Source organism: Vagococcus acidifermentans (assembly GCF_003987655.1).
Lineage (GTDB): Bacteria > Bacillota > Bacilli > Lactobacillales > Vagococcaceae > Vagococcus_B > Vagococcus_B acidifermentans.
This window is the reverse complement of record NZ_NGKC01000003.1, coordinates 17,160-40,263: the sequence shown is the minus strand read 5'-3', so window position 1 is coordinate 40,263 and position 23,104 is coordinate 17,160. Positions and strand designations below refer to the sequence as shown.

Sequence of the window (23,104 nt, the reverse complement as noted above, 5' to 3'; positions counted from 1 at the left end):
TTTATCCCCTTCTGAGTGATATATGTATGTAACAAAAAAACACACTGAAAGGGGATAAACCATGCTTAGAAGAAACTTTGGAATTGAAATTGAGCTTACAGGAATCACTAGGGAAAAAACAGCTCGAACCATAGCTACACATTTAGAAGGAATCATGCAAAAACAAGGACGTAACTACAAAGTAGTAGAGCCTAGCGGTAGAATTTGGGAAGTTGTTTATGACGGAAGCATAAAGTGTCAAAGGAAAATAAATGGACAAAAAGCTTCAGCAGGAAGTGAATATAGCGTAGAAATAGTTAGCCCAATCTTAACCTATGAAAGAGACATTAAAAGCCTTCAAGAAATGGTTAGGAAAATTAGGAAAGCTGGAGGTTTTACTAACAAAACTACTGGGATACATATCCACCTTGATGGCGAGGAACATACTCCAAGGAGCCTTAGAAATTTCCTAAACATTATTTACTCAAGAAATGACCTGCTCTACACTAGCCTTGAGATAGAAAGAGAAAGAATGAGATATTGCAAGAAAATGGATAAGAGCTTAGTTCAGAAAATGAATAAGAAAAAACCAACAACCTTTAAAGGAATCGAGGATATTTGGTACGAAGGCTACTATCAAAGTAGGGATAGACATTATCACGACAGCAGGTACCACTTCCTAAACCTTCACAGCTTTTTTAACGGAGTAGGAACAGTTGAACTTAGAGGCTTTAATGGAACACTACACGCTGGGAAAATAAGAACCTATATCCTTTTAAGCCTAGCCATGAACCGACAAGCATTAACACAAAAAAGTGCCAGTAGCAAAAAGCCACAGATTGAAAACCCAAAATTCGCAATGAGAACCTGGCTTAACAGAATCGGCTTTATTGGTGAAGAATTTAAAAACCCAAGAGAGCACCTATGCAAACACTTAGAAGGTTCTGCAGCTTGGAGGTTTCGAGAATCCGCCTAGATAGGCGGTTACTTAAAGCCACGAGGGGTAAATCCCCTCTTAAGCTGGTAGAAGGGTATGAAAGTACCTACTTCAAATAAAAAGCCAACACAGGCGAAACTGTGGCAAGAGAAAGGAAGATTTAGAATGGATAAAAAACTTTATGTAGCTTACGGTTCGAATTTAAACCTACCCCAAATGGCAAACAGATGCCCAACTGCAAAACTTGTAGGAGCTAGTGAACTTAAGGGTTTCAAACTTTTATTTAGAGGTGGTCACGGTAGTGCAGTTGCTACTGTTGAACCTTCTAAAGATAGTAAAGTCCCAGTACTTATCTGGGAAATCACTGCAACCGATGAAAAAGCCCTTGATAGATATGAAGGTTATCCTTTCCTCTATCGAAAGGAAAATGTCAAAGTAAAGCTAAACGGAAGAAATGTAAAAGCAATGGCCTATATTATGAATGAAGGTAAAGCTCTCGGTCAGCCTAGTATGTACTATTATTCAGTTATCTATGATGGGTATAAGGCACAAAACTTTGATATAGAAACACTTCGTACCGCTTTAGAAGATTCTGTAGAAAGGGCTGGAACTACCAATGACCGAGAAGATTAAGGAGCAAATATTATCAATTAGAGATAGTGGAGTTACCAATATGTTTGATATTAATAGAGTTCAATACGAAGCCAATGAACGAAAGTTTTATGAACTAGTTATTTTCCTAGAAGATCATAAGGCTGAATATGTACACTTTATAATGACTGGGGAGTTTAAGAAATAATTCCTACCCCATTTCAAAATTGGAAAACTTTTTTTTAAGGACTATTCAAATCGATAGTCCTTTTTATTTTAGAAAGGAGGCGGCTCTAATTAGAAAACTAAAAAATTATAAGCCAACTAAATTCATGGCCAAAGATTCAGTATATGATGAAGATGCCGCTGATTATGCTGTTTCATTTATTCAAGCACTTACCCACACTAAAGGCAGATGGGCAGGGAAACAGTTTGAATTAATAGACTGGCAAGAAAAAATTATAAGAGACATATTTGGAACTATAAAACCTAATGGTTATCGACAATTTAATACAGCCTATGTTGAGATTCCAAAGAAGATGGGAAAATCAGAACTTGCTGCAGCTATTGCTCTCCTTCTTACCTGTGGTGATGGTGAAGAACGGGCTGAAGTTTATGGCTGTGCTGCAGACAGAAATCAAGCTTCTATTGTTTTTAATGTTGCAGCCGATATGGTTAGAATGTGTCCCCCCTTAGCTAAAAGGGTTAAAATTTTAGATTCGATGAAAAGATTAATCTATCAGCCGACAGGAAGTGTCTATCAAGTCCTGTCTGCTGATGTAAAAAATAAACATGGCTTTAATACCCATGGAGTTGTATTTGATGAGCTTCATACACAGCCTAATAGAAAGCTTTACGATGTTATGACTAAAGGAAGTGGTGATGCTAGAACCCAGCCACTTTATTTTCTTATTACCACTGCTGGAGATAATCAAAATAGCATCTGCTGGGAAGTTCATCAAAAAGCTGTTGATTTACTTGAAGGAAGAAAAACTGACCCTACATTCTACCCTGTTATTTATGGTGCAGATATGGATGATGATTGGACAGACCCAGAGGTTTGGAAAAAGGCTAATCCTTCCCTTGGAATTACTGTTACCATGGATAAAGTTAAAGCAGCTTTTGAATCAGCTAGGCAAAATCCTGCTGAAGAAAATAGTTTTAGGCAATTAAGGTTAAATCAATGGGTAAAACAGGCAGTACGTTGGATGCCTATGGACAAATGGGATGCCTGTGCATTTAAAGTTAACCCCGATGATTTAAAAGGTAGAGTTTGTTATGGCGGCCTTGATCTATCATCTTCTACAGATATAACAGCCTTTGTTTTAGTATTCCCCCCAGAAGATGAGGATGATAAATACAGTATCCTTCCATACTTTTGGATACCAGAAGAAAATATTGATCTCCGAGTTAGAAGGGATCATGTTAATTATGATTTATGGGAAAAGCAAGGTTTTATTAAAACCACTGATGGTAATGTCGTTCACTATGGTTTCATAGAAAACTTTATTGAAGAATTAGGGATGGACTATAACATTAGAGAAATCGCCTTTGACCGCTGGGGTGCTGTTCAGATGACTCAAAACTTAGAAGGTATGGGCTTTACAGTTGTACCTTTTGGTCAAGGCTTTAAAGATATGAGTCCTCCAACTAAAGAATTAATGAAACTTACCTTAGAAGAAAAATTAGCCCATGGTGGCCACCCTGTCCTTAGGTGGATGATGGATAATATATTCGTTAGAACTGACCCTGCTGGAAACATTAAGCCAGACAAGGAAAAGTCTAGTGAAAAAATTGATGGTGCTGTTGCCACAATAATGGCATTAGATAGAGCTTTGAGAAATGATGGAGTTAGTACTGGTAGTGTATATGATGAAAGAGGGATATTGGTCTTTTAATATCGTGAATCATTTGGTATACTTATTGTTGGTTACGAATTAAGTTGATATACGACTTAATACACAAGAAATAAGTGGTTATAATGAATTGATAAATGAAAATTCATTATAACCGTGACAGAGAGGGTTATAATGAATAGAATAAATATAAAATATAGTCAAAATTTTATTACTTCGAAGAGAAATATAAATAAAATCTTGAAAAATATAAATTTAAACGAAGAAGATAACGTATTTGAAATAGGCTCGGGCAAAGGTCATACTACATTAGAATTGGCTAAAATATGTAACCATGTAACTGCAATTGAAATTGACCCTGACTTGTGTCTAGCAACTCAACAGAAATTAGTACATCAAAGGAACTTTCAAATAGTTAACCAGGATATACTAAAATTTAAATTTCCTAAAAATATAAGATATAAAATATACGGTAATATTCCTTACAACATTAGTACAGATATAATACGAAAAATTGTATTTGAAAGTACAGCTGTTGAAAGTTATTTAATCGTGGAATACGGATTTGCTAAAAGGTTATTGGATATAAAGCGAGCATTAGCATTACTTTTGATGACAGAAGTGGATATTTCAATATTAAGAATGGTCCCGAGAGAATATTTTCATCCCCAACCTAAAGTTAATAGCTCATTGATTTTATTAAAAAGGCTTACATCAAAAATATCATACAAGGATAGAAAAATGTATGAAAATTTTGTTAAGAAATGGGTTAACAAAGAATATCGAAAACTATTTACAAAAAATCAATTTAATAAAGCCTTAAAGCATGCAAAAGTAGTTGATTTAAACAATATTAGCTTTGAACAATTCCTATCTATTTTCAATAGCTATAAACTGTTTAATAACCAAAACAATATTAAGGATTATTGACGTATAGTGCATATTGCACGTCTCAACCTTATTTAAAAGCATCTCTACACGAGGTGCTTTTTTCATGCCCAATTTTAGGAGGTGATCATATAAATATATTTTCAAGATTCTTTAAATCAGGGGCTGAACCAAAGAATAGCTTATTTGGATCTACTTATAGTTTTTTCTTTGGCTCTACTAGTAGTGGGAAAACAGTAAACGAAAGAACAGCTATGCAAACCACAGCTGTATATGCTTGTGTTAGAATACTGGCTGAAACGATAGCCTCACTCCCACTCCACACTTATATGAATACTGAAAGTGGAAAGGAAAAAGCAAGGCACCATCCAATATATTACCTTCTATCAGATTCGCCTAACCCTGAGATGACTTCATTCGTGTTTAGAGAAACACTTATGGGTCATCTTTTATTATGGGGAAATTCCTACTCTCAGATAATAAGAAATGGGCATGGAAAAGTAGTGGCTCTATATCCCCTGCTTCCAGACAAGATGAAGGTAGGAAGAAGTGAAAATGGAGAAATTTATTATCTCTATACTAGCGAAGGGAAGGAATATTTACTAAGAAATACAGAGGTCCTTCACATACCAGGCCTTGGCTTTGATGGTCTTATTGGATACTCCCCCATTGCCATGGCTAAAAATGCAATTGGTATGGCTCTAGCAACAGAAGAATACGGAGCTAAGTTCTTCTCAAACGGTGCAAATCCTGGTGGTGTTCTAGAACATCCTGGTGTTGTAAAAGATCCTCATAGAATTAGGGATAGCTGGAATCAAGTGTATCAAGGAACATCAAATGCTCATAGAGTTGCCGTTCTTGAAGAAGGTATGAAGTTCTCTCCCATCGGCATACCACCAGAACAGGCACAGTTTTTAGAAACAAGGAAATATCAAACTGAGGAAATTTGTCGAATATTTAGAGTCCCTCCCCATTTAGTTGGTGATTTAGAAAGAGCTACTTTTTCAAATATTGAACATCAATCTATAAGCTTTGTAGTTCATACTATAAGACCTTGGCTTGTTAGAATAGAGCAATCTATTAATAAAGCCTTGTTTTCTGAGGAAGAAAGGCACAAGTACTTTGTTAGTTTCTTAGTTGAAGGCCTTCTTCGTGGGGACTATGAATCAAGAATGAGAGGTTATTCTATCGGCATTCAAAATGGATTTATGTCTCCTAACGATGTAAGGAGTTTAGAAAACATGAACCCTATACCCTCTGATGAAGGTGGAAACACATACATGGTCAATGGCAATATGCTAAAGCTTAAAGATGTTGGTGCTTATGCGAATAAAAACACTGGAGGTGATGAAAATAAAGAAGTTTTGGAACTGGATAAAGAATGATGATGAAAGGACTTTATTTTTAAATGGTGTGATATCTGATGAAACTTGGTATGGAGATGAAATCACACCTAAACTATTTAAAGATGAGTTAAATAGTGAATCTGGAGATATTGTTGTTTGGATTAATTCCCCTGGTGGCGACTGCATTGCTGCTAGTCAAATCTACAATATGTTAATGGATTATAAAGGCAACGTCACAGTTAAGATTGATGGAATTGCAGCTAGTGCGGCATCCGTTATTGCTATGGCTGGTACTGAAGTACAAATTTCACCTACAGGTCTAATGATGATCCATAATCCGTTGACTATTGCCTTTGGCGATGCAAGTGAAATGGAAAAAGCCAAAGCAATGCTATCAGAAGTTAAAGAAAGCATCATTAATGCTTATGAGTTAAAAACTAGCATACCAAGGAATGAACTCTCTCATCTTATGGATGAGGAAACCTGGTTCAATGCTAGAAAGGCTGTGGACTTGGGGTTTGCAGATAAAATAATGTTTGCACAGGGTGATGAAGATAAAAACCTAGAAGGATTAGCTTTCAGTAATATGGTAGCTGTCAATTCTATATTAAGTAAACTACCCAAAAAGGAAAAGCCTCCTGCTGGCACTTCCTATAAAGAACTAAGTACAAGATTAAATCTAATTAAATAAATGGAGGTATATTCAATGAATAAAATATTAGAATTAAGAGAAAAAAGAGCGAAGCTTTGGGAAAGTGCCAAAGCTTTTTTAGATGCAAGAAGAGATGACAAAGGGCTTGTTTCAGCTGAAGATACTGCTACCTATGAAAGAATGGAACAAGATGTAGTTGATTTAGGTAAAGAGATAGACAGGTTAGAAAAACAAGCCGTTCTCGATTTAGAACTATCAAAGCCTACTTCCACTCCCCTCTCTAATAAACCTAACAATAGTATGGGGGAAACGAAAGAAGGTCGTGCATCTGATGAGTATAAGAAAGCCTTCTGGAATGTTATGAGAACCAAAAATCCAAAGTCAGATGTATTTAATTCTCTATCCATAGGTGATGATACAGAAGGAGGTTACCTTGTTCCCGATGAATTTGAAAGAACTTTAATTCAAACCCTTGAAGAAGAGAATATCTTCCGTAAACTTGCTAAAGTCATCCAAACCTCAAGCGGCGACAAAAAGATCCCTGTTGTAGTGACTAAAGGAACTGCATCTTGGCTTGATGAAGGCGAAGAATATGAAGAAAGTGATTCTGTATTTGGGCAAACTTCCATCGGAGCTTATAAGCTAGGTACTATGATTAAAGTATCTGATGAACTTTTGAATGACAGTATATTTAACATTGAAAGCTATATCTCTACTGAGTTTGCAAGAAGAATCGGTGCTAAGGAAGAAGAAGCTTTCCTAGTTGGCGATGGGATTGGAAAACCTACAGGGATCTTTAATTCTACAGGTGGTGCTGAACTTGGAATAACAGCTGGCTCTGCTACTGCAATTACAGCAGATGAGATTATTGATTTAGTATATTCTCTTAAAGCTCCCTACAGAAAAAATGCGTCTTTTATCATGAATGATGCAACTATAAAGGCTATTCGTAAATTAAAGGACGGTCAAGGTCAATATTTATGGCAGCCATCACTTACAGCAGGAACACCAGATACTTTGCTTAATCGTCCAGTATATACATCTGCTTATGCTCCTATTCTTGAGGCTGGTGCTAAGACCATCGCCTTTGGTGATTTTGGATACTACTGGATTGCTGACAGACAAGGTCGTTCTTTCAAAAGACTAAATGAGCTTTTTGCAACTAGTGGTCAAGTAGGTTTCTTAGGTAGCCAAAGAGTGGACGGAAAACTTATCCTTCCAGAAGCAATTAAAGTCCTACAACAAAAAGCTTAATAAGGGGTGTAAATAGATGACTTATAATACTAAAAATTATACGGAACAAGGCGGAGAGAAAACCGTTATAGGCGGTACATTGGAAATCAAAGATGAGGCCACAGTAGTTGGCCTCTCTCTTATTGAAAACCAATCTAAAAGCACTGCTACTACAATAGAAGATTTGGTCACAGATTTTAATGATCTGCTTTCTAAGTTAAAAACTGCAGGGCTAATGGTAGATGATACTCCATAAAGAAAGGAAGGTGGCGGCTAATGACACTAATTGAAAAGGTTAAAGCAAATCTAATACTTGAACACGATAAAGATGATGAGCTTTTGGAAATGTATATTGACGCCGCTATATCCTATGCTGAGAGCTATCAACATTTAAAAGAAGGATACTACAGTGAAAACACAATGTCTCCAGTCACTGAGCAAGCTATCATTATGCTATCCTCTCACTTTTATGAAAGCCGTGATGGTAGTACAGGTGGCTTCTTTGCTGATACCGCTATTGCAGGTCATCAAGCAAGAGAAACGATTAATAATCTTTTACGCCTTGATAAAGATTGGAAGGTGTAGGTTATGGGACTTGGAAAAATCAATACTTTTATAGATATTATTCTTGTTGAAAGAATTAAAGATGATGAAGGATTTAGTAAGGTTAATGATAATATCCTAGCCACCATAAGAGCCTATAAAGAAGAAAGGCATGCTAGTGAAAAATGGGCAAACAGAGCCTTGTTTTCAGAAGCTAGTGCCCTTTTTAGGTTTCGTAAAATTCCAGATGTGGATATTACATCAAAGATGATAATTGGCTGTAGTGGTGACCGTTATGAAATTATAAGTGTAGAGGACATAAAAAACCGTGGAATGTATGTTGAAGTTCTAGCAAAAAAGGTGGTGGTATCAGATGGCTAAAGTATCTATGAGAATGCCTGAAGATTTTCTATTGAAGATTTCAAAACTTGGTGATAAAACGGATGAAATTATCCCTAAGGTACTTGAGTCTGGTGGTGAAGTTGTCCTCGAACACGTAAAATCTAATCTTAAGTCCTCCATTGGAAAAGGAACAAAAGTAAAAAGTCGCTCTACTGGAGAGCTTGTATCCTCCCTTGGCCTCTCCCCTGCCCTATTAGATAGAAATGGAAATCATAATGTTAAGGTAGGTTTTAAAGAGCCAAGAAAAGATGGTGATAGTAATGCTAAAATTGCAAATATCCTTGAGTATGGAAAATCTAATCAACCAGCAAAGCCATTTTTGAAGCCTGCTAGAAGAACTTCGAGAAAACCTTGTATTGATGCTATGAGGGAAAGATTTGATCGGGAGGTAAAAAATATATGAGTATTCTAAGTGAAATAAATACTCTCTCAAACATATGTGACATTCCCATAGAAACAGGAGTATTTTCAGATAACCCTCCCGATATCTATCTTGTTGCAACTCCTCTTGTAGATTTATTTGAGGTTTATGCAGATAATCTTCCAGAGTATGAAGTACAAGAATTAAGACTTTCCTTATTTTCTAAAGGAAATTATATAAAGATTAAAAACACACTAACCCGTACCCTTTTAGGTGCGGGTTTTACAATAACTGATATGAGATATTTAGGGCATGAGGACGATACTGGATATCACCACTATGCTCTAGATGTAGCAAAATCTTATAAATTTAAGTTAGATAAGGAGGATTAACATATGGCAACAATCGGTCTTGATAGACTTTATTATGCAAAAATAACAGAAGATTCAAACGGTGATGAAACCTATGATACCCCTATTCCTCTAGCAAAAGCAATTAGTGCGGAGCTTTCAGTCGAACTTGCAGAAGCAACCCTTTATGCAGATGACGGTGCTGCAGAAATCATTAAGGAATTTCAAAATGGTACACTCTCTCTTGGAATCGATGATATTGGTGTAGAAGCTGCCAGTGATTTAACAGGGGCAACAATTGATGATAACAAAGTATTAATCTCAACAAGTGAAGATGGAGGCGATCCTGTAGCAATAGGTTTTAGAGCTAAAAAAGCAAACGGAAAATATCGTTACTTTTGGCTATACCGTGTGAAGTTTGGCATCCCAGCTACGAACCTTGCTACTAAAGGAGATAGTATTACTTTCTCAACACCTACCATTGAAGGGACTGTCATTCGTAGAAATAAACTTGACGGTCAAGGAAAGCATCCATGGAAGGCTGAAGTTAGTGAGGGTGATGAGGGTGTGTCCTCTGAAATAATAACTGGGTGGTATAACGAAGTTTATGAACCTCTCTTCACTGCTAATGGAACAGAGGAATAAGGAGGAATATTATGGACAAGGAACGTAGCAGTCTGATAACTATAGGTGGCAAAGAATATCGCCTTATTTTAACTACAAAGGCAACAAAGGAAATAGCAAAACGCTATGGTGGTCTTGAAAATCTTGGTGAAAAGTTAATGAAGGCAGAGAATTTTGAGATGGCACTAGAAGAAATTGTCTGGCTTATTGCACTTTTGGCTAATCAAAGCATCTTAATCAACAACAGACTTAATGGAGAAAAGGAAGAATTATTAACTGAAGATGATGTAGAACTTCTAACTTCCCCTCATGAACTGGCAACATATAAAGATGCGATTATGGAGGCTATGTTTAAAGGAACTAAAAGACATATAGAATCAGAGGACGAAAACTCAAAAAACGAGCAAGTCGAGTAAGCGATGAAGAATTGTTTGCTCGACTTATTTATTATGGAGTAACTCAGCTTCATAGACCAGAGCCAGATGTTTGGCTTATGGCAATAGGGGAGCTTTTGGATCAATGGGAAATTCACAAGCAATTTACTGGAATGGCAAAGCCTAAAAGAGAAGTTTCTATTGATGACATTATCCCTATGGGAATCTAAGGAGGTGGTAAGGTGTCAGACTTTGGATTTAAAATTGGTATTGAGGGTGAAAAGCAGTTTAAAAATGCCCTTAGAGAAATCAATCAAAGCTTTAGGGTCTTAGGCTCAGAAATGAAACTTGTATCCTCTGAGTTTGATAAAAACGACAAATCCATTCAAGCCATTACAGCTAGAAACAACCAGCTTAATAAAGAAATAGATGCACAAAAAGAAAAAGTCTCTACTTTAGAAAAAGCATTAGCTAATGCTGCCGCCTCCTTTGGTGAAAATGATAGAAGAACTCTCTCTTGGCAGACACAGCTTAACAATGCCAATGCCGAACTAAATAATATGGAACGTGAATTAAAAGAATCTCAAGAAGAAGTAAAAAGGCTCAATAGAGAAAAGCTTGATAAACTTGTAGGTGGCTTAAAACAGGCTGGAGAGATTGCTGGTAAAACCCTAGTTGCAGGACTAAAAGCGGCTGCAGCAGCTATGGCTGCAATAGGTGCAGGTGCTGTAGCTACAGGCAAATGGATAAAGGATTCTTTGAATGTTTACGCTGACTATGAAGATTCCATGAAACAAGTACAAGCAACTATGGGACTTACAGGCGTGGAAGGCGAAGAGGCATTTAAAAAACTTTCAGAGGCAGCTAAAGAAGCTGGTGCTAGTACAAGATTTTCTGCTTCTGAATCGGCTGATGCCTTAAACTACCTAGCCCTCGCTGGTTATGATGCTGAACAGGCCATTGATGCACTTCCAGGAGTTTTAACCCTAGCAGCTGCAGGTGGCATGGATTTAGCCAAAGCATCAGATCTTGTTACTGACTCTATGGCAACCTTAGGACTTGAGATTTCAGATATGGATTCCTATATGGATATGATGGCTAAAACTTCTCAAAAGTCCAATACCGATGTTCAGCAATTAGGTGAAGGTATCTTAGTAGCTGGTGCCACCATGAAAAATGCAGGACAAGAACTTGATACCTTAAATGTCATGCTTGGTGTTCTAGCTAACCGTGGTATCAAGGGATCAGAAGGTGGAACAAAACTTAGAAATGTTATTATGTCACTTACTTCTCCGACTTCTGCAGCAGCAAAAGAGCTAGATTCTTTAGGGATTAGTGTGACAGACTCATCGGGTAATATTCGTGAAATGAATGAAATCTTTGAAGACCTAAATGAAAAACTTGGTGGTCTATCCGAATCAGATAAAATGAATGCACTGAGTAATATCTTTAACAAACAAGACCTTGCAGCAGTTAACGCACTTTTATCTGGTACTGGCGATGAGATGAACAACCTCTATAACGAACTTGCCAATGCTGAAGGTGCAGCCCTGCAAATGTCTGAAACTATGGAAAGTGGGCTTGCAGGTTCTGTTCGAAGTTTAAAATCAGCCTATGAAGGCTTGCAAATAACAATTGGAGAGCAATTTTCTGATATGGCTGGTGAGGTTGTTGGAGATGTGACATCCCTTGTAAGAGATGTAACAGCAATTTTAAATGATGGTTTTGGGGAAGGTGATATTACTGCCATTGGCGAGAGAATATCATCTTTTTTAATGGATGGAATTAAAAGAATCAGTGAATACCTTCCTGAAGTTATTGAAATGGTATCCATCATGCTAACTGAACTTGTGAATGTATTAGTAGCTTTACTGCCTACTCTCTTACCTCCACTTTTAGAAGGGGCTATTGCACTTCTAACAGGTATTATTGATGCCATAGTAGGAAATATTGCTCCCTTAATTGATATGGTAGTTTATCTTGTAACCACTGTAGCAGAATTTATTATTGAGAACTTACCTCTACTTATTGAGGCAGCTATACAAATAGTTGTAGCCCTTGCTCTAGGAATTGCAGATGCCTTGCCAGAATTAATTCCATCAATTGTTGAGGCTATAATTTTAATAGTTGATACCTTATTAAATAATATGGATCAGATACTTAACGCAGCTTTACAAATAATCATGGGACTGGCTAAGGGATTAGTTGATGCTCTGCCAAGGTTAATAGAAGCACTACCAAAGATAATTAGTGGGATAATTAATTTTATTACTAGCAACCTTCCTCTTATTATTGATATGGGAATTAAGATTATACTTCAGCTTGCCGTTGGATTAATAAAAGCAATACCACAGCTTGTAGCAGCAATCCCTCAAATTATAACAGCTATTATTACTGGCATTGGAAAAGCAGCAATTTCAATAGTTCAAGTAGGTAAAAATATAGTAACTGGTTTATGGAATGGTATCTCCTCAATGGTATCTTGGATTAAGGATAAGATTAGTGGTTTCGTAGGTGGAATTGTAAGTGGTGTTAAAGGAGTTCTTGGTATTAAATCACCTTCTACTGTCTTTGCAGGTATTGGTGATAATATGGCCATTGGTCTTGGTGAAGGTTTTGATAAGGCCATGAACAAGGTTTCAGATGATATTGAAGGAGCAATACCTAGGGATTTTGATGTGGATTCGAATGTAAATGTAAATGGAACTGGTGGACTTGCTCCATCCATGAATACTGGACCACTTGTTACAGTTCATCAAATGATTGTAAGAAGTGAAGATGATATTAGAAAGGTTTCACAAGAATTATATAATCTAATGCAAACAGGCTCTAGAGCTCAAGGAAGATTTATCACAGTATAAGGAGGTTGATGTATGGGCTTTATGTATAATGGTATTCATTCTAAAAACATGAAACTAAAAGCGAGACTTACAAGCTGGCAAGCATCTCCTCCCCTTAGAAATTCTTATGAGATTGTTCCTGGTAAAGTAGGTATTGCTGATTTTGGATGTGACAGCTCTGAAAGATATATTAAGGTTTCTTGCAATATTTATCCTCAAAGAACTTTTGAAAACCTAGTAAAAGTACTAGATGATATATCTGCATGGTTAAATCCTATGGAAGGGCTAAAACAATTAGTTCTAGATGATGTGCCTGATAGATTCTTTTTAGCAAGATTAAATACAGAAATAGATTGTGAAAGAATATTAAGTAGTGCAGGCTCCTTTGAATTAACATTTATTTGCCCAAACCCTAATGGCTATGCAATAACAGATGAGCAATTTACTTTTTCTACAACAGGCTCTCATGAATTAGTGCGAAATATAGGAAATATTAATTCTTACCCTATTTATCAGCTAAAAGGAAATATTGATAGTTCATCATCGTCTTTTGTGACAATCACTACAAATGGTGAAGAATTAAAGCTTATAGGAAGACTAGCTTCAAATGAAATTTTAGTCATAGATAGTTTATTGCTGACTGCAAAAGTTACTGACTTAAACGGCAATACACTAAGAAATGGATTGCCTATTTTAGATGAACTTAATTTCCCAATTCTAAATAAAGGAAGTAATGAAATTATAATAAACACCAATAATGCAACCTTTTCAGAATTAAACATTTTAGCAAATAGCTGTTGGAGGTGATGACTTTGGCTATAAAATCAGTATTGACTTCACAAGTAGATTTTACAGGAGAATTTCCTGTTAGCAATAAAACTGTGGCTCTTTGGAGATTCAACGAAACCGCACCAGATAGTAATAATATGATTGCAGATGCCTCTGGATTTAACAGAGACTTTTATGTATCAGCTTGGTCAGGAACATCTGCATCTTTTCCTGCAAGTAGACTAGGCAGGTTTTTTAGGCAAAACATCATTAATCCAACAAGTGAAAAAACTCATTTAGTAGCTACCAATGATGGTGGCTTTTTTACTGATTTAGGAGAAAAAATAGTTGTAGGTGGTTGGATAAACCCTACTACTTATTCCATTGGTCAGACCTTTATCCCCATTTTTAATACTAGACAGGGTCCTGGTCAGCCAATCTTTTATGTATCTTTATATCAAGGGCGACCACGACTAATGCTATATAATGCTTCGGGAACACTGATTTATGATCAATCAGAAACACCTCCCATCACTCTAAAGAATAACGGTTGGTACTTCTTTGCTTCCATTATCGAAGTAAATAATAAACAAGTACAAAACTTACTTTGTGATCGTAGTGATGGGGCTGTTTGGCAATCTCCAATTAGGAGCTTTACTGGTGAATTAAATAAATCTTGCACCGCAGATATTGTAATGGGGATGCATGCAAATACTTATTATTACGCTGGTGGTTTTGATGATTGGTTTTATGAAAAAGATTCTGATTTAAATATGGATGATCTTATTTTTTATTTTAAATCTTCACTGCTTGCTAATGGTGGAGATAGTTCCTCAGATGTAGATGCTATCAAAGAAGCAGGAGCTGTTTTATTAAAAGAAACTGATGGCTCTTATCCTTCAAGTGGAATCTTATATACAACAGCGGCTCTTTGTAATCTTTCTGGAACTGGCAGGGTTTCTGTAACAAGTGAATATACTGCAGGAATAACTTCTATAAGTTTAGTTGAAACTTCTACTTCAGATGATTTGGATAGCTGGACTGCATGGCAGACCATTGGTTCAAGTGGTGAGTTGCAATCACCAAATAAAGCTTATATTCGTTACAGAATCACATTAACAACACAGGATTCAAGTAAGACTCCTAAACTTTTAGAAATACAGCTTCATGATATCCCAAGACCACCTTATGAAAAATTAGGTTTTGCAAGGCCAGTAGTATTAAATTCTGATGGAGCATGGGAATCGGTACTTGATAATGCTTTTGATATTTTAGTTACAAGTGAAGTAAACGGTGCTGATATTTTAGAATTTAAACTTCCCTTCCATGACCCTAAAAGGGAAACATTAGATAATGAAAAGCAAGTTCAAATTGTAAATGATGTCTATCGTATAAGGACTATAAAAGATGAAAAGAGTTCTGATGGCAAAGTAGTAACTATTGTTTATGCAGAAGCCGCCTTTTATGATTTATCATTTAGTACAGAAAAAGAAGCAAGAGACTTTATTGCTGAAACTCCTGATGCTCCTATGAATTATGCCTTACTTGGAACAGGCTGGTCAGTAGGAAATGTCACGGTAACTACAAAGAGAACTTGGCAATCTACAGAAAAGAACGCTTTATCTATCCTTAGGGCTACTCAAAATATTCATGGTGGTGATTTAATTTTTGATAGTGCTAATCGCCTCGTCCACCTTTTGACCTTTGGTGGGACTGATAGCGGAGCACTATTTTCATATAAAAAGAATATGAAAAGTATAGAGCGAGTCGTAGATACAAGAAGTCTTGTTACTAGGCTTTATGTTTATGGTAAAGACGGGATGACTTTTGCATCGATTAATGGAAATAAGGAGTATGTAGAAGACTTTTCTTATTCACCTGAAGTAAGGGTGGGAACTCTGGATGCCTCCTCCTTTACTAACCCCTATCAGATGCTTGAGTTTGCCAATATGCGTCTAGGTCAGTATGCTAAGCCTAGAATTTCCTATGTCCTATCAGCTATGGACTTATCCGTTCTAACAGGATATGAACATGAAACTTGGAAACTAGGAGATATTGTAACTGTTCATGATAAAGAATTGAATCTATTAGTAAAAACAAGAGTTATTCGCAGGCAATATAATTTACAAGAACCGTGGAAGACGGTGCTGGAATTATCAACTAAATTAAGAGAACTAGGTGATTCCTCAGCCCAATGGGATAAAGCGGCAGACATACTTTCTTCCACTGATGTTCTTGATAGACAAGAAGTGAAAGATTTAGTTCCATTTAATCACCTAAGAAACTCAAGAGCTGATGATGGTATGACCTACTGGCTTAATTCTGGGTTTACTGTTGATCCTAATAATGGAGTGTCGGGAGATGCTTCATTTATGGCTGAGGGAGTTCTAGGTATGACAAAGAGTTTATCTCAGACTGTTTATCCTGCAAATAGAAGAAGTTATACAATATCTGCTCAAATAGCATCAGAGAATCTTCAAAAAGGTACGAATGGTCAAGTAGGAATTGAAGTCCTTATTGAATATGAAGATGGGACAACTGAAACTAGACTTATTGAACTATTTTAGGAAGGAGCATTGTAATGGTGTTTTTTACTCAAACAGCCCATAATATTTCATCTAGTAAAAGAATTAAATCTCTGACTATCCGATTATTTGTTTCTGATTGTACTGGGGCTGTTTATTTTACAGATTTGTTTTTACAAGGCGGCTCCATTGCTACTGGTTGGTCTGGTCATGTTTCAGAAATCAAATGGACACTTGACGGGTAGGTGAAGAAATGGCAGCTATTTTTACAAGGTTTTCTGAGACTATTAATTTAAAAGAAAATAAAAAGATATTTAGTATAGCTATAAAACCCTTTATTGCTGATTGCACAGGAAAGGTATACTTTACGGATATTCAAGTCCAAGAAGGTGATAAATTAACAGGCTATACTCCTAATACAGAAACAATGCTTAAAAAATATCGTGTGAATGGGACTATTGTTCCTGCTAGATTTTATAACGGAATTGTGAGAAGTAAAGAAACACTTGTCCTTTTTAATTTAGGCAGTACATCAGCAGGTCTTGATTGTCATATATATCCTATTCAAAACATAACTAGTGGTAATATTGAATTATCTCAAGGTGCTGGTGCTCACAGATTAAAGCTTAAATCCTCTGTTAATAAAGATGATGAGATTTCAATAAAAGCATCAACACGAGAGTGTCTAAAAAATGGTAGCCCTACTGAGAAAGAGGGCTTTTTTCAATATACAGCAGCAGGTGATAGTAAGCATATAGTAACGCTTGAGGATGGTAAATCTGCAAGGGTTTTATTTGAGTTTCAAGAAATGCAAGAAGGAAGTGAACGCCTATGAATTATCTTCAAGGTAAAAAGTGCATGGTATGGTCTTTCATGGGCAATGCCCGTATGTATGAGGCACTAAGAGATTATGGTGACCGTTTAGATACAGTAGGCATTTTCACTTTTGAAGTAGATATTACAGGAACAATAACTGAAACAGGAACAAGTATTTCAAGTATGCTACCTTATATTAATAGATGGCCACATATTAAATGGCTCTTAACTATTATGAATCACGGTACAGCATCAATTTTTACAGCCCTTAGAAATAATACTAATGGAGCAAAAGACAAGTTTTTAACTGAGATTATACGTATTATGAATAAATACCCTTGGTGTGACGGAGTTGATATTGATTTAGAACGTGGCGGCGGATATGAAAATAAAGATGCTGCCAATATTCTATTTCGTGATATTTATAATACTGTTAAAGCTTATAATTCATCAAAACTAGTTAATATTTGCTTACCAGGAATGACAAGTGTTCAAGGTTCTGTTGGTGGCGAGAACTGGTGTGTTTATGAGGACTTAGATCCGTATTGTGATACTGCAGCCATTATGAGTTATGGTATGGCATGGGCAGGTTCTGCTCCTGGCCCTGTATCCCCTAGGGACTGGCTAGAAGGCATATATAATTATGCATCTAAGGTTATGACACCAGAAAAGATATTTTTAGGGCTACCTGCATATGGTTGGAACTGGCGAATTCATGATTCACCTGCAAATTTAGGTAATGTTTATCGTGGAGTTTCTAATACCTATTATGCGGCACAGCTTTGGATGACTGGAGGATATAATTTTACAGACGATGGTCCACCACAGCCCATGATTCCAATTATCGCTTATTGGGATGATTATGATAAAGTGCCATGGGCTTTACCCCATGTATACGATTATATGGAAGGGCCAGATGCAACAGGTAGAACATATCCCCTCCTTGGAGAAAGTTATAACCGACGTAGATATTTAACTGCTTATAGTAAAGAGCAAGAAGTAGAATTTGGTACGGTCTATATTGACCGTGATGGGGCAAACCCTGATACCTATTCAGAAGGAGTCATTCTATCCTCTAGCTCAGCAACCCTTGGTGAAGATGGTGAGGCTGAATATGAATTTAATATTGCTAACTCTGGAACATATGATGTGGCTGTTCGCATCTTATTTCCCTTTTGGGATAAGAATAGCATCAATATATCCCTTGATGGGTTAAGTAAAAACTTTACTGAAAATAGATTGTGGTGGCCATATTGGCGAACTACCTGTTGGCTCTCTTTATCATCTAGTGTCTTTCTTTCAGCTGGTACTCATACTGTAAGCATAACTACTGGGGTTCCTGGAGTACTGTTTTATGGATTTCGTGTCTGCTCTAATTTTAAAGAACAGCCCTTCGCTGGTGAGGCTGAGTTTACCTTATCACCTAGAAAGTTTAAGGACGTTAATGGTGTAATGGCTGAGCCAGATAGGGGCTTTAAATTAACAACGGAGGTTCTAAGAAGAAAACCAGATTCAGCACTTGTTTGGTATGAAGATTTTAGAGACCCTAATCCACTCCTCCCTAGCTATTGGAAAACATTAAGTGGTGAGTGGAATGTATGGAAAAACCCTAATGATACTTCAAATAGGCCTTATTCTCAGCTTGACGGTTATGGACAACTTGCATGGAATTACACTAACTTCTCTGATATCCACCTAAGAGCTAGAATAGCTTTTACTGAAGAAGCTAGTGGCAGGGCAGGGGTATTTTGTGGTGATGTTTTCTGCTGCTTAAATTATGATACTCAGCGAATCGAGCTATATAAAGGATCATCCCTACTTGCTAGTTATAATACGGAAATTGCAAAAACGCCAACATCAGAACTTCGCTCTAGCCCAAGGATGTATACCATCGAAATGAGGATACGAGGTAATAGAGTTAGAGTTTATTCAGGAGCAAGTAATATCCTTCGTTTCACAGCAAATCTTAGTGGTTTTATTGGAGGTTATGCTGGAGTTCGCTCTGATGGTCGAATTCTTTCTGAACTATTAAGAATGGGCGATTCATGGACTTATGAGCCATATGAAAGATTTGATGTGGTATTTCCAGATGGGAGTAAAACTGAGTATGGAAGACTTAATAGAACTGGTGTAACTTGGGATAATGAGTTTCAAGTTTTTACTGTTAATAGTGATGTAGAAGAATCTGCAACGAGAAGCGAAGACATTTCTATGGACTACGACTTCTTCCATTCGGATCTTTTACCTCTTAGCTGTGGAAATGATTATACATTAAAGGTTATTCCAAAGGATATCAATATTTGGTTATCAAGACTTTTCCTTGGTGATGCTGATGGCTTTTCTATTCTCTATTATCAAGATGTAGATAGTCTTGTTTACTGGTCAAACGAAGCAGCTTATAGGTGGAAGCTTAGAGGAATTGCCATCTGGTCTTTAGGACAAGAGGATATGAGGATTTGGGAGGCACTCCCTAAACAAATATAACAATAAATATATATTTAGGAGTATTTGCAAGTTCTGCAGATGCTCCTTTTTTATGTGCAAAATTATTTTTAGGAGGTCGTATGTATGAAGGAAATTTGGAACTGGGTACAAGTTGCTCTCACAGCCCTCGGTGGCTTTTTAGGCTGGTTTCTCGGAGGTTTTGATGGGTTTTTATATGCTTTAGTTGCTTTGATGGTGGCTGATTATATCACTGGGGTTATGTGTGCCATTGTAGATAAAACTCTATCCAGCGAAGTTGGATTTAGAGGAATATTTAAGAAGGTGCTCATCTTTGTTTTAGTTGGGATTGGCCATATCATCGATACAAACCTTATCGGGGACGGAAATGTGCTTAGGACTGCTATTATCTTTTTCTACTGCTCTAATGAGGGAGTTTCCATGCTTGAAAATGCGTCAAGACTTGGACTTCCAATACCAGAGAAATTAAAGGATATCTTAGCTCAGCTACACAATAAAGGGGGAAATAATTAATGAATTTAAGAAAACTTATTTTTACTAATAATGCTTGTTATAAAGCTGGAAGAAAGATTAAGCCTAAAGGGATTATGGTTCATTCTACTGGTGCAAATAATCCAAACCTTAGAAGGTATGTCGGTCCAGATGATGGTCTACTTGGTAAAAATCAATATAATAATCACTGGAATCAAGATAGACCAGATGGCAGGCAAGTCTGCGTTCATGCTTTTATTGGGAAACTTAAAGATGGGTCTATTGCCACTTATCAAACCCTGCCTTGGGATCATAGGGGATGGCATGCAGGTGGTGATGCTAACAATACTCATATAGGTTTTGAAATCTGTGAAGATAATCATACTGATGCTACCTATTTTAATAAGGTATATAAAGAAGCTGTCGAACTATGTGTGCATCTTTGCAAGCTCTATAATCTTACTGAAAAAGATATCATTGGTCACTATGAAGGACATCAAAAAGGAATAGCCAGTAACCACAGCGACCCTAGAAATTGGTTTCCAAAACACGGTAAAAGTATGGATGCTTTTAGGGCGGATGTTAAAGCAACACTATGTTGCAAAAATGATTCAAAAAAGACACCTGCATCTCCCCCATCATCCTCCCCTACTAAACTATATAGAATTCAAGTAGGAGCATATGCTGTTAAAGCTAATGCTGATGCTATGTTAAAAAAGGTTAAGGCTGCAGGTTTTACTGATGCCTTTATAAAAACTGAATAATTAAATTTTTACTACGGATTTTCCCCCTCACTGTCCTTTAGATAGTGAGGGGTTTTTCTTTTTCCCTTAATACTTTTAAAGGAGAAAATACATGAAAGAGAATCCAAATCTAGAATTTACTCAATTATCAAACAAACAACTAGAAGATGAAGTCAGCTATTTTATTGCTCAGAAACTATTATCCTCTTTGCTGGATAAAGGACTAATAAGTACTACAGAATACCAAAAAATCACTTTTCTAAACAGATCCTCCTTCTCTCCTATTTTAGCTGCAATAATGCCTGAAACCCTTGATATAAGTGAACTGTAGAGTTAACATGTGACACTGACAAGGAGGTGAAAACTTGAGAAAAGTAAAAATAATCGAGCCCTTAGCTAATGAAACAAGGAATATAGAGAAATTAAACGTTGCAGCCTACTGCAGAGTATCTACTGACAATGCAAAGCAACTAGATAGTCTAGGTGCTCAAATAAGACATTATGAAAGTTATATTAAATCAAATAATAAGTGGACGTTAGCTGGAGTTTATTATGATGAAGGGATGACAGGAACAAGCAAGGACAAAAGAACTGGGCTTCTTAATCTAATTAAGGACTGCAAAGAAGGTAAAGTTAATTTAATTATTACAAAGTCTATCAGTAGATTAGCAAGAAATACAGCCGACTGCTTAGAACTAGTTCGGAGCTTTACAGAACTTGGGGTTTATTTATATTTTGAAAAAGAGAATATAAATACTCAGTCTATGGAAAGTGAACTCATGCTCTCCATCCTAGCTGGACTGGCCGAGAATGAATCGTTATCTATTTCTGAAAATACTAAATGGTCTATTAGACGTAGATTTCAAAATGGAACTTATAAAGTTTCTGATCCACCCTACGGCTATGATGCACAAAATGGAAAACTTGTTATCAATGAAGAAGAAGCTAATATAGTTCGACATATTTTCTCTGAAACCTTGGCAGGCAAAGGTGGTCAAAAAATAGCTAACGAATTAAATAAAAGAAATATAAAAAGTAAAAGAAACTCAAAATGGACTGCTAATACAATACTTGGCATGTTACAGAATGAACGATACATCGGCGATGCTCTTTACCAGAAAACTTATATGGACAGTAATTATAAGCGACATACAAATTATGGGGAAAGGGATATGTACTATATTAGGGATAATCACTCCCCTATCATTAGCCGTGAGGACTTTGAAGCCACTGCCTTAATTTTAGAACAAAGAGCCAAAGAAAAAAACATTACTAAAGAAGATAGTAAATACCTAAATCGATACGCCTTTTCTGGAAAGATTAATTGCAAACATTGTGGGGCTAATTTTAGAAGAAGAACTCACACAAGTGGCCGACACCCTATCGCTTGGTGTTGTTTCACCCATATTAGTAACATAAAAGCTTGTCCTATGAAGTATATACCTGATTCCTCTTTTAAACATGCATTTATAACCATGTTTAACAAGCTAGTTTTTGGATACGAAAAAATCTTAATTCCTCTTTATACTAGTTTGCAAAACTTTAATAACGAGGATAATTTAATACTTCTTGAAGATATAGAAATTCAACTTAAGGAAAACCATCAACAAAGGGATGTCTTAGTTGAGCTTCTAGCAAAAAATTATCTTGATCCTGCAATTTATAGAGAAAGTAATAACAAACTCCTTCAGGAGGCTAAAAAACTACAAGAGGAAAAAAACACTTTAAACCGCATGATAACTAGTAGCTCTGAGGAACTCAAGGAACTGAATAAACTATTACTTTTCTTAGCTAAGGCTGATATGATAAACAATTTTGAAGATAAACTTTTTAATGATTTTGTAAAAGACATTTCAGTTTTTTCAAGAGAAGAAATAAATATAAATCTAAAATGTGGACTAAGTCTTAAAGAAAGGCTGGTGATATAAATGAGCCACACACCCATTGGCTATCAAATAAAAGATGGAAAAGCCATTATTGACAAAGATAAGGCTAAACAGGTCCAACTTTTATATGACGTCTATTTAACAGGTGCATCTTTAACATCAACTGCAAAATCAGTAGGTTTGAATCTAACTCATTCTAGTGTAGGCAGAATACTTCAAAACATTTCTTATTTAGGTGATGACTATTATCCGCAGATTATTAAAAAAGATACTTTTGATGCCGTTCAACTAGAGCGGAAAAAAAGAGCCAAAAAATTAGGCAGAATCTTTCCTAAAAAAGAAAATGTGCCTGTCTGCTACCCAAAGACATTTAGATTAGAAAAGCAAGAAAAAAAGTACAAAGACCCCTTTAAACAGGCTGAATATGTTTATAGCTTAGTTCAAATAAAGGAGTGA

26 protein-coding genes are annotated in these 23,104 nt (G+C 36.3%); all 26 read left to right on the top strand.

Annotated elements, in window-relative coordinates; all coding sequences use genetic code 11:
- Positions 1–61: 61 nt before the first annotated feature.
- On the top strand, positions 62–955 hold the full coding sequence (locus tag CBF27_RS03660) for an amidoligase family protein (RefSeq protein ID WP_126812551.1): 894 nt from the start codon (positions 62–64) through the stop codon (positions 953–955).
- 126 nt (positions 956–1,081) lie between these two features.
- Positions 1,082–1,549: a gamma-glutamylcyclotransferase family protein gene (locus tag CBF27_RS03655; RefSeq protein WP_053963201.1), complete on the top strand. Its 468-nt coding sequence runs from the start codon at positions 1,082–1,084 to the stop codon at positions 1,547–1,549.
- Complete coding sequence (locus tag CBF27_RS03650; RefSeq protein ID WP_053963062.1) at positions 1,533–1,715, top strand: DUF5049 domain-containing protein; 183 nt, start codon at positions 1,533–1,535, stop codon at positions 1,713–1,715. The genes CBF27_RS03655 and CBF27_RS03650 overlap by 17 nt, the downstream gene beginning before the upstream one ends.
- Positions 1,716–1,803: 88 nt before the next feature.
- Positions 1,804–3,405: a terminase large subunit gene (locus CBF27_RS03645; RefSeq protein WP_126812837.1), complete on the top strand. Its 1,602-nt coding sequence runs from the start codon at positions 1,804–1,806 to the stop codon at positions 3,403–3,405.
- 132 nt (positions 3,406–3,537) lie between these two features.
- Complete coding sequence (erm, locus tag CBF27_RS03640; protein WP_126812549.1) at positions 3,538–4,293, top strand: 23S ribosomal RNA methyltransferase Erm; 756 nt, start codon at positions 3,538–3,540, stop codon at positions 4,291–4,293.
- Between the two features lie 89 nt (positions 4,294–4,382).
- Positions 4,383–5,636 carry a phage portal protein gene (locus CBF27_RS03635; RefSeq protein WP_126812835.1) on the top strand — a complete coding sequence of 418 codons (1,254 nt, stop codon included), beginning with the start codon at positions 4,383–4,385 and terminating at the stop codon, positions 5,634–5,636.
- Entirely contained in the window at positions 5,605–6,288 is a 684-nt protein-coding gene (locus tag CBF27_RS03630) for a head maturation protease, ClpP-related (RefSeq protein WP_211334612.1), read from the top strand. The genes CBF27_RS03635 and CBF27_RS03630 overlap by 32 nt, the downstream gene beginning before the upstream one ends.
- Before the next feature lie 15 nt (positions 6,289–6,303).
- Positions 6,304–7,503 (top strand): phage major capsid protein, encoded by a 1,200-nt coding sequence (locus tag CBF27_RS03625; RefSeq protein ID WP_126812545.1) that lies wholly within the window; start codon positions 6,304–6,306, stop codon positions 7,501–7,503.
- 16 nt (positions 7,504–7,519) lie between these two features.
- The gene (locus CBF27_RS03620) at positions 7,520–7,738 is read left to right on the top strand and encodes a Head fiber protein (protein WP_126812543.1); all 219 of its coding nucleotides are present in this window, start codon (positions 7,520–7,522) and stop codon (positions 7,736–7,738) included.
- Positions 7,739–7,758: 20 nt separating this feature from the next.
- A complete protein-coding gene (locus CBF27_RS03615; RefSeq protein WP_126812541.1) occupies positions 7,759–8,067 on the top strand; it encodes a head-tail connector protein in 309 nt (102 codons plus the stop codon).
- A gap of 3 nt (positions 8,068–8,070) precedes the next feature.
- Positions 8,071–8,406: a head-tail adaptor protein gene (locus CBF27_RS03610; protein WP_126812539.1), complete on the top strand. Its 336-nt coding sequence runs from the start codon at positions 8,071–8,073 to the stop codon at positions 8,404–8,406.
- Positions 8,399–8,830: an HK97-gp10 family putative phage morphogenesis protein gene (locus tag CBF27_RS03605; RefSeq protein ID WP_126812537.1), complete on the top strand. Its 432-nt coding sequence runs from the start codon at positions 8,399–8,401 to the stop codon at positions 8,828–8,830. Before CBF27_RS03610 ends, CBF27_RS03605 begins: the two co-directional genes overlap by 8 nt.
- Positions 8,827–9,180 (top strand): hypothetical protein, encoded by a 354-nt coding sequence (locus CBF27_RS03600; RefSeq protein WP_126812535.1) that lies wholly within the window; start codon positions 8,827–8,829, stop codon positions 9,178–9,180. The genes CBF27_RS03605 and CBF27_RS03600 overlap by 4 nt, the downstream gene beginning before the upstream one ends.
- Positions 9,181–9,183: 3 nt before the next feature.
- Complete coding sequence (locus CBF27_RS03595) at positions 9,184–9,783, top strand: major tail protein (RefSeq protein WP_126812533.1); 600 nt, start codon at positions 9,184–9,186, stop codon at positions 9,781–9,783.
- Positions 9,784–9,794: 11 nt separating this feature from the next.
- Positions 9,795–10,178: a hypothetical protein gene (locus CBF27_RS03590; RefSeq protein ID WP_126812531.1), complete on the top strand. Its 384-nt coding sequence runs from the start codon at positions 9,795–9,797 to the stop codon at positions 10,176–10,178.
- 200 nt (positions 10,179–10,378) lie between these two features.
- On the top strand, positions 10,379–12,997 hold the full coding sequence (locus tag CBF27_RS03580) for a phage tail tape measure protein (protein WP_126812529.1): 2,619 nt from the start codon (positions 10,379–10,381) through the stop codon (positions 12,995–12,997).
- A gap of 12 nt (positions 12,998–13,009) precedes the next feature.
- Positions 13,010–13,783: a distal tail protein Dit gene (locus CBF27_RS03575; RefSeq protein ID WP_126812527.1), complete on the top strand. Its 774-nt coding sequence runs from the start codon at positions 13,010–13,012 to the stop codon at positions 13,781–13,783.
- A gap of 5 nt (positions 13,784–13,788) precedes the next feature.
- Positions 13,789–16,311, top strand: a complete 2,523-nt coding sequence (locus CBF27_RS03570) for a phage tail spike protein (RefSeq protein ID WP_126812525.1) — start codon at positions 13,789–13,791, stop codon at positions 16,309–16,311.
- Between the two features lie 14 nt (positions 16,312–16,325).
- Complete coding sequence (locus CBF27_RS03565) at positions 16,326–16,514, top strand: hypothetical protein (protein WP_126812523.1); 189 nt, start codon at positions 16,326–16,328, stop codon at positions 16,512–16,514.
- 8 nt (positions 16,515–16,522) lie between these two features.
- Positions 16,523–17,104 carry a hypothetical protein gene (locus CBF27_RS03560; RefSeq protein WP_126812521.1) on the top strand — a complete coding sequence of 194 codons (582 nt, stop codon included), beginning with the start codon at positions 16,523–16,525 and terminating at the stop codon, positions 17,102–17,104.
- Positions 17,101–19,569 carry a glycosyl hydrolase family 18 protein gene (locus CBF27_RS03555; protein WP_126812518.1) on the top strand — a complete coding sequence of 823 codons (2,469 nt, stop codon included), beginning with the start codon at positions 17,101–17,103 and terminating at the stop codon, positions 19,567–19,569. Before CBF27_RS03560 ends, CBF27_RS03555 begins: the two co-directional genes overlap by 4 nt.
- 84 nt (positions 19,570–19,653) lie before the next feature.
- Positions 19,654–20,061: a phage holin family protein gene (locus CBF27_RS03550; protein ID WP_126812516.1), complete on the top strand. Its 408-nt coding sequence runs from the start codon at positions 19,654–19,656 to the stop codon at positions 20,059–20,061.
- Positions 20,061–20,783 (top strand): N-acetylmuramoyl-L-alanine amidase, encoded by a 723-nt coding sequence (locus tag CBF27_RS03545; RefSeq protein WP_126812514.1) that lies wholly within the window; start codon positions 20,061–20,063, stop codon positions 20,781–20,783. The genes CBF27_RS03550 and CBF27_RS03545 overlap by 1 nt, the downstream gene beginning before the upstream one ends.
- Before the next feature lie 91 nt (positions 20,784–20,874).
- Positions 20,875–21,093, top strand: a complete 219-nt coding sequence (locus CBF27_RS03540; protein ID WP_058258305.1) for an SHOCT domain-containing protein — start codon at positions 20,875–20,877, stop codon at positions 21,091–21,093.
- 34 nt (positions 21,094–21,127) lie between these two features.
- On the top strand, positions 21,128–22,690 hold the full coding sequence (locus tag CBF27_RS03535; RefSeq protein ID WP_126812512.1) for a recombinase family protein: 1,563 nt from the start codon (positions 21,128–21,130) through the stop codon (positions 22,688–22,690).
- Positions 22,691–23,104 (top strand): recombinase family protein, encoded by a 414-nt coding sequence (locus CBF27_RS03530; protein WP_070110040.1) that lies wholly within the window; start codon positions 22,691–22,693, stop codon positions 23,102–23,104.

Bases quoted from the DNA above. Each gene is read 5' to 3' on its own strand.
- CBF27_RS03660 (WP_126812551.1), top strand. From the start codon at position 62: ATGCTTAGAAGAAACTTTGGAATTGAAATTGAGCTTACAGGAATCACT.
- CBF27_RS03655 (WP_053963201.1), top strand. From the start codon at position 1,082: ATGGATAAAAAACTTTATGTAGCTTACGGTTCGAATTTAAACCTACCC.
- CBF27_RS03650 (WP_053963062.1), top strand. From the start codon at position 1,533: ATGACCGAGAAGATTAAGGAGCAAATATTATCAATTAGAGATAGTGGA.
- erm (WP_126812549.1), top strand. From the start codon at position 3,538: ATGAATAGAATAAATATAAAATATAGTCAAAATTTTATTACTTCGAAG.
- CBF27_RS03625 (WP_126812545.1), top strand. From the start codon at position 6,304: ATGAATAAAATATTAGAATTAAGAGAAAAAAGAGCGAAGCTTTGGGAA.
- CBF27_RS03620 (WP_126812543.1), top strand. From the start codon at position 7,520: ATGACTTATAATACTAAAAATTATACGGAACAAGGCGGAGAGAAAACC.
- CBF27_RS03615 (WP_126812541.1), top strand. From the start codon at position 7,759: ATGACACTAATTGAAAAGGTTAAAGCAAATCTAATACTTGAACACGAT.
- CBF27_RS03610 (WP_126812539.1), top strand. From the start codon at position 8,071: ATGGGACTTGGAAAAATCAATACTTTTATAGATATTATTCTTGTTGAA.
- CBF27_RS03605 (WP_126812537.1), top strand. From the start codon at position 8,399: ATGGCTAAAGTATCTATGAGAATGCCTGAAGATTTTCTATTGAAGATT.
- CBF27_RS03600 (WP_126812535.1), top strand. From the start codon at position 8,827: ATGAGTATTCTAAGTGAAATAAATACTCTCTCAAACATATGTGACATT.
- CBF27_RS03595 (WP_126812533.1), top strand. From the start codon at position 9,184: ATGGCAACAATCGGTCTTGATAGACTTTATTATGCAAAAATAACAGAA.
- CBF27_RS03590 (WP_126812531.1), top strand. From the start codon at position 9,795: ATGGACAAGGAACGTAGCAGTCTGATAACTATAGGTGGCAAAGAATAT.
- CBF27_RS03575 (WP_126812527.1), top strand. From the start codon at position 13,010: ATGGGCTTTATGTATAATGGTATTCATTCTAAAAACATGAAACTAAAA.
- CBF27_RS03565 (WP_126812523.1), top strand. From the start codon at position 16,326: ATGGTGTTTTTTACTCAAACAGCCCATAATATTTCATCTAGTAAAAGA.
- CBF27_RS03560 (WP_126812521.1), top strand. From the start codon at position 16,523: ATGGCAGCTATTTTTACAAGGTTTTCTGAGACTATTAATTTAAAAGAA.
- CBF27_RS03555 (WP_126812518.1), top strand. From the start codon at position 17,101: ATGAATTATCTTCAAGGTAAAAAGTGCATGGTATGGTCTTTCATGGGC.
- CBF27_RS03550 (WP_126812516.1), top strand. From the start codon at position 19,654: ATGAAGGAAATTTGGAACTGGGTACAAGTTGCTCTCACAGCCCTCGGT.
- CBF27_RS03545 (WP_126812514.1), top strand. From the start codon at position 20,061: ATGAATTTAAGAAAACTTATTTTTACTAATAATGCTTGTTATAAAGCT.
- CBF27_RS03540 (WP_058258305.1), top strand. From the start codon at position 20,875: ATGAAAGAGAATCCAAATCTAGAATTTACTCAATTATCAAACAAACAA.
- CBF27_RS03530 (WP_070110040.1), top strand. From the start codon at position 22,691: ATGAGCCACACACCCATTGGCTATCAAATAAAAGATGGAAAAGCCATT.